The following is a 5,202-nucleotide window of genomic DNA, read 5'->3' as shown; positions in this document are numbered from 1 at the left end:
GTCTGGGGCGCCGGGCGGGGCGCGCGGCGTTCCCAGAGTTCTTCTGTGATGAACGGCATGAACGGGTGCAGCAGCTTCAGCGAACCGTCCAGCACAAAGCCGCATACCGCCCGCGTCTCCGCCTTGGCGGTGTCATCCATGCCCATCAGCAGTGGCTTGATCAGCTCGAGATACCAGTCACACAGCGTGTTCCAGATGAACTTGTAGACCGCGCCGGCCGCTTCGTTGAAGCGGTATTCCTCGATGCCCCTGGTCACATCGGCCACGCAATCGGCCAGCTCGCTCAGGATCCACTGGTTCACCGGCAGCTGCGCCGAACACGGATCAAGATCGCCCGGCGCGCCGCACTCGTTCATCTCAGCAAAGCGCGCCGCATTCCATAGCTTGGTCGCAAAGTTGCGATTGCTCTCCACCGCCTGTTTCGACAGGCGAATATTACGGCCCTGACCCGCCATCCGGCCCAGTGTGAAGCGCAGTGCGTCAGCGCCGAACTCGTCCACGATCTCCAGCGGGTCAATCGCATTGCCCTTGGACTTGGACATCTTCTGCCCTTTTTCGTCCAGGACGAGGGCATGGATATAAACGTCCTTGAACGGAGCTTCCTTGGTGAACTCGATCCCCATCATCATCATCCGGGCGACCCAGAAGAAGATGATGTCGAACGCGGTGACCAGCGTCGCTGTCGGATAGAAAGTCTTCAGCGCCTCGGTATTTTCCGGCCAGCCCTGCGTCGAGAAGGGCCACAGTGCAGAGGAGAACCAGGTGTCGAGAACGTCTTCATCCTGCACCAGCCTGGCGCCCTTGCCAGCGAGAGCTTGTGCTTCCTGCTCGGTTGCTGCGACGAACACATCGCCGCTCTCGTTGTACCACGCCGGAATCCGATGCCCCCACCAGAGCTGCCGGCTCACGCACCAGGGCTGAATATTGTCCATCCAGTTGTAATATGTCTTGGTCCAGTTCTCAGGAACAAAACGCGTGCGTCCGTCCTCGACGGCCGCGCGTGCCGGTTTCGCCAGCGTTGCCGCATCGACATACCACTGGTCCGTCATCCACGGCTCGATCACGACGCCTGAACGGTCGCCGAAAGGCTGCTCGATTTTCAGATCTTCGATCCGCTCCAGCAGTCCTGCCGCTTCGAACGCCTCGACGACCTTCTCGCGCGCTTCTGACCGGTCAAGCCCGCGATAAGCCGCCGGAATGCCTGCCGCATCAGCTTCCGCGCCATCTGCAATCGCCGCAACAGCCGTCAGAATATTCAGCGGCGTATGTCCCGCCCGCTTGCCGACTTCAAAGTCATTGAAATCATGCGCCGGCGTAATCTTCACCGCGCCTGAGCCCTTCTCGGGATTGGCATATTCATCTGCCACGATCGGCACGCGCCGTTCGACAATCGGCAACATCACATACTTGCCGACAAGCGCCCCATAGCGCGCATCCCCGGGATGCACCGCGACGCCGGTATCGCCGAGCATCGTTTCAGGCCGAGAAGTCGCCACCACGATGTAGTCGCGCCTCTCCGTGCCGGTGATGTTGCCCTCTTCATCCTTGACCGGATGATCATAGCTGGCACCATCCGCCAGCGGATACCGCAGGTGCCAATAGTGGCCCGCCACTTCCTTCGTCTCGACTTCGAGGTCCGAGATTGCCGTCTGGAAATGCGGGTCCCAGTTCACCAGCCGCTTGTCGCGGTAGATCAGGCCTTTCCTGTGCAGGTCGACGAACACCTTCGTCACTGCCTTAGAGAGGCCTTCGTCCATCGTGAAGCGCTCGACCGACCAGTCGCACGAGGCACCAAGCCGCTTCAGCTGCCCCTTGATCGAGCCGCCCGATTCTTCCTTCCACGCCCAGACGCGCTTCAGGAACGCCTCGCGTCCCATCGTCCTGCGGTCAAGGCTGCCTTCCTTTGCCAGCTGGCGCTCGACCACCATCTGTGTCGCGATGCCGGCATGGTCCGTGCCCGGCTGCCAAAGCACGTTCTTGCCGCGCATCCGCTCGAACCGGATCAGCACGTCCTGCAGCGTATTGTTCAGCGCATGGCCCATGTGCAGCACGCCGGTCACGTTCGGCGGCGGAATCACGATGGAATAGGCCTGCGCGCTGGTATCGCCCGTCGGCTTGAAGCAATCGGCTGCCTCCCAGGCCTGATAAAGGCGCGGTTCGGCTTCTGCGGGGTCAAATCTCTGGTCAAGCATCGTTGGGGAAGGTCCGGTATGGGCACAAAAGAAAAGCGCGCCGGTGAGGCGCGCTGTTCCCTATATCAAGTTCAGGCAATGAGGCTAGCGCGCCATGCGGGCGATCCGCTGGACTTCGGCCTCTACCTTCTCTTCCACGATGTTCGCGAGGTTGGCATCGAGCCATTCCTTGATCATCGGCTTGAGCATCTCTTTGACGAGACCCTCGATCGTATTGTCACCGGAGACCTCCATCCTGGAGATCAGCTTGCCGAGGGCGCCGGCGGCGACATCAGCGGTGGCTTCATCGGTCAGGACGGTCTGGGCGTAGCGGGCGCTTGTTTGCATGGGGGGCTCCGTAGCGGTGAAAGAGGGGCGGGCAGGCGGGGTGCGCAAGGCAGCCTCCACCGGCGGCGGGGCGGGTTCGGCCGAGGCCTGTCCGGCGGTTTGCCGGGCCGAGCCCAGCACTTCCTCGAACGTGAATTCCGGGCCGGTCAGCTTGGTCGATACCGGGGCCGGCGCAGGCGTTTCCTCGACCTCGAGCTCGGCCTCGAACATCGACTCGCTCTCGACGTGCATGTCTCCGGCAACCGCGTCCTCTATGTCTTGATAATCGTTCACCGGCTCGGGCGCGGCCCCCCGCAGCACTGAGCCAGGCGCGCGTGCCGGCACCGGCTCATCATCGGAGATGATCTTGCGGATCGACGCCAGGATTTCCTCCATCGTCGGCTCTTTGTGTGCTTCGTTGGCCATCTTAGCCCCTCGTTACAGGAATCGTTTCGCAGACCTTCCGGTCAGGACTAGGCCGAATCCGGTTAACAACCCTTTGACAAAGTTAACGCGTCTGGCCTCAGAAGGCCAGCGCCTCAGCCGATGGTGTCCAGGCCGCCGACGGCCCGCAACAGCTGGTGCGCCGCCACATAAGCGTCGCGCTCGGCGCCGACGAGCGCAAGGCGCGCCTCGAACAGCTGCTGTTCCTGGTCCAGAACGTCCAGCGTTGTGCGCACGCCTACCGCCAGCTCCTCCTTGGCGCCTTCATAGGCGATCTCGGCCGCTTCGACCTGCCGGCGCGAAGCTTCGATGGCCCGCATCGAGGCACTGTAGCCATACCAGGACTGCGCCACCTGCGCCCGTACCTGCGTCTCGAAGGCATCGATCCTGCGGCGGGCCTGCTCGCGCTGCAGTTTCGCCGCGTTGACCTGCGCATTAACAGCGCCGCCATTGAACAGCGCGATGCGCCCCTGCGCCACGGCAGACACGCTGGTGTCCCGGCGGCTCGGGTCGCTCCAGGTTTCCTGCAGGCCCGCGGCGGCGACCACACTGATCTGCGGCCGGCCATCTGCCCTGGCGATGTCCACACCGGCGCCTGCAGCCTTCAGGTCTTCCCGCGCCGCCTGAATCGAGGGGTTGTTTTCATTGGCATTTACGAACGCCGTCTCGATATCCAACGGCAGGGGCGGCAGCGGCGGGGGCGGAGCCAGATCGCCCGGCTTCTGTCCGGTCAGGAACTCATAGAAGGCTTCGCTGCCCTGCAACGCCGCCTCGGCCCCGGCCAGCGCCGCCCGGGCGCCCTCCAGACGGGCCTGCGCCTGCGCCACATCAGTACGCGTCACCACGCCGACTTCGAAGCGGTCCTCCGCTGCGCGCACCTGTTCGCCGGTCACTTCCACATTGTTCTTGCGGATCGACACGGTCTCTCGGTCCCTGCGCACGTCCACATAGGCGGTCACCACATCGAGAACCAGGTCCTGGCGAGATGCAACGAAAGTGCGGTCCGCCGAATCGATCCCCGCGCGGGCCTGCCGGATGCCGGCGCTGACGCGTCCGCCGGTATAAATCGGCTGTACGGCCTGCAGCTGCATGCTGGCAATCGGCCGGTCGCCCGTGCCGAAATTCGGAACTGAGTTGGTATCGATATACTCATACCCGCCGCTCGCCGACAGGTTCACCTGCGCCATCCCGGCCGAGCGCGCCAGATCAAGGCTCTCGCGGGCGATGTCCGTCCGGTAGCGTTCGATTTCAAGCTGGGGATTGGTCGAGAAGGCCGAGGCGACGGCCTCTTGCAGCGTCTGGCCCTGGGCGGGCGCGCCGAACACCAGGCCGAACACCAGGCCGGACAGGCTGGCCCCGAGCAGGAGCATGAGTTTATGGGCGCGCATCGGGAGGAACCTCGGCTGGACACAGGGTATATAGGCGCCCCGCCGCCGCAGGAGAACAGTGTTCACCTAGCGGCAGAGTAACGATTTTCCGGTCTTTAGCAGTCAGAAGCTAAAGCTAGGTTTCCGGTCAAAGGCGGAAAAACGCGGCGGGCAGCAGTCAAAGCCCTCGCGCGCCGATACCGTGTTGCCGGCTTTCGTGAACACCTTGCCGCGGCCCATGCCGCCTTCGTCTGCCACCACGGCGACCATCCGGCCCCCGTCGCGCAGCTGCTCCGCCCAGGCGCCCGGCAGCGTTTCCACCATCCCGGCCACATAGATCACGTCAAACGGCGCCTGTTCCGGCAGTCCCTTGGCCAGCGGCCCTTCCACCGGCGCCGCCCGGTCCACGCCAATCACGGCAAACCGCTGCGACATCGCATCTACCAGCGCCGCCGTCTCTTCCAGCGCGATCACGGTGTCTGCCACATGGCTGATCAGCGCCGCCTCGTAGCCGGCGCCCGCGCCGATAACCAGTACCACGTCCTCAGGCTGGATCTGCGCCATCTTAACCAACTTTGCCGTGTCGCGCGCAATCCACAGCGCCCGGCCCGGGGACGTCTCGATCTCCAGCTCGGAATAGGCCACGCCCTTGCGCGAGTTCGGCACGAACACTTCGCGGGGCGTGCGCAGGAAAGCGCTTACGATCCGCTGATCGGTGACGTCATTCGGGCGGACCTGGCTGTCCACCATGATTTCACGGGCGAGGTCGAAATCCATTCGGGTCACTTCTCTCTGCGGGCGCGGGGGGAACGTCGCCATGTATCATGCCCGGCTGCGCACGCAATCTTGCGCGCGGCGATTAAAATAGCCTGCGCGCGCCGATTGTCTCGCCC

General features: G+C 63.8%; 4 protein-coding genes. All 4 read right to left on the bottom strand.

Annotated elements, in window-relative coordinates:
- Window positions 1-2,192, bottom strand: a 2,192-nt coding sequence (locus WEA77_RS05185; protein ID WP_368066802.1) for a valine--tRNA ligase, incomplete at its 3' end; no start/stop codon positions are given.
- Window positions 2,193-2,276: 84 nt separating this feature from the next.
- Window positions 2,277-2,924: a DUF2497 domain-containing protein gene (locus tag WEA77_RS05180; protein ID WP_368066801.1), complete on the bottom strand. Its 648-nt coding sequence runs from the start codon at window positions 2,922-2,924 to the stop codon at window positions 2,277-2,279.
- A 113-nt stretch (window positions 2,925-3,037) separates the two neighbouring features.
- Complete coding sequence (locus WEA77_RS05175) at window positions 3,038-4,330, bottom strand: TolC family outer membrane protein (RefSeq protein ID WP_368066800.1); 1,293 nt, start codon at window positions 4,328-4,330, stop codon at window positions 3,038-3,040.
- Window positions 4,331-4,432: 102 nt separating this feature from the next.
- Window positions 4,433-5,086, bottom strand: a complete 654-nt coding sequence (locus tag WEA77_RS05170) for a protein-L-isoaspartate O-methyltransferase (protein WP_368066799.1) — start codon at window positions 5,084-5,086, stop codon at window positions 4,433-4,435.
- Between the last annotated feature and the right edge of the window lie 116 nt (window positions 5,087-5,202).

The sequence above is a fragment of the Hyphomonas sp. genome (assembly GCF_040882205.1).
In the GTDB taxonomy this organism is placed as follows: Bacteria; Pseudomonadota; Alphaproteobacteria; order Caulobacterales; family Hyphomonadaceae; genus Hyphomonas.
The sequence above is the reverse complement of the archived record's forward strand: the minus strand, read 5'-3'. Positions and strand labels throughout refer to the sequence as shown.